The following is a 1,166-nucleotide window of genomic DNA, read 5'->3' on the forward strand; positions in this document are numbered from 1 at the left end:
GTCTTAGGATCAAACCAGATTGAAATATTTCCTCGCTTGATTAAAGCTTGGTTATACGAGGACCAATTGGTTGTACGGTAGATTTTAGGTGCAGGCTTCTTCATCTGGAAATTATATTGCTGAAGAAGCCTTCAAGAATAGCTTTGTGCAACAAAGCCTATGATAATTAATGAAATTGTAATAACTATTCATAATGACCATTATGTAAAATGGATATGATAGAAGTGTACTAGTGAGTACACTTCTATCATAAAAAAGAGAGCTGCTAGCTCTCTTTTTTATGTTTTATTCAAAATGAAGTTGATATTTATCCGTCGTAATCTTGATCTTGAGGTTCTTATATTTTCGTTTTGTGGCACTCAGGGCTGAATCTGTCACTTCTGCATAAAATTTAGGGTCATTCATTAGATCATTAAATAGTTTATATCCAATCAATAACTTACTAGATTTTTTCTTTTCCTTTAGATCATTTTCAATCAACTGATCCAATTCTTTTACAGAAAAACTATGCATATTACCCTCTATAGTATCTTTCTGATAAAACAGCATACAGACTTAGCAAGAGGATTTAAAGCTTATTAGATAATTGATATTTATGAAATTGTGAGAAAGATAATATATTAGATTTATCTATTTAAGTTAAGTTTTTCTAAAAATAACATAATACACCTTATACGAAATACTTGATATTTATCATTAAATTTCAGTATATTAGATCAAGCCGTTGTGGGGCATAGGGTACCAGAGCGGCTTTTTATTGATTATTTATGTTCCACGCTTAAAATTCGAACAATGTTTCATGATTTTTATAAGTTAAACTAAATTTAGTTGCCAATCCCAATAAGCTATTCACTAACTTGTAAATATCGGTATACCGCCTGACGACTAATCCCAAAAGCTTTTCCTAATGCCATTTTTGATGGATACTTCCCTTCCCTCCATGCTTGTCGTAAAGCTTCAGCTTGGTCAGGCTTTAGTTTATGCACCCGACCTTTGTACTTCCCCTGAGCAGAGGCGAGTTTTATTCCTTCCTTTTGCCGCTCTAAAATGATCTCACGTTCGAACTGTGCAAAAGCACCCATCAATTGCGGCACTGTTGCAAATAGAGATTTGAGTCGATGATGTTCCCTTTAAAAAGTGCTTAGAGACCGAAAACCCTGTTGATT

General features: G+C 33.6%; 1 protein-coding gene and 2 pseudogenes. All 3 read right to left on the reverse strand.

Going from position 1 to position 1,166, the window contains the following annotated elements; all coding sequences use genetic code 11:
- A pseudogene (locus tag VXP95_RS15460) lies at nt 1–104 on the reverse strand (IS5/IS1182 family transposase); the annotation flags it as partial.
- A gap of 181 nt (nt 105–285) precedes the next feature.
- Nucleotides 286–513, reverse strand: a complete 228-nt coding sequence (locus VXP95_RS15465) for a hypothetical protein (RefSeq protein WP_004812234.1) — start codon at nt 511–513, stop codon at nt 286–288.
- Nucleotides 514–845: 332 nt separating this feature from the next.
- Nucleotides 846–1,088 (reverse strand): annotated as a pseudogene (locus tag VXP95_RS15470) (recombinase family protein); the annotation flags it as partial.
- Nucleotides 1,089–1,166 lie beyond the last annotated feature (78 nt).

The organism is Acinetobacter sp. 226 (assembly GCF_048147925.1).
Taxonomy (GTDB): Bacteria; Pseudomonadota; Gammaproteobacteria; order Pseudomonadales; family Moraxellaceae; genus Acinetobacter; species Acinetobacter pecorum.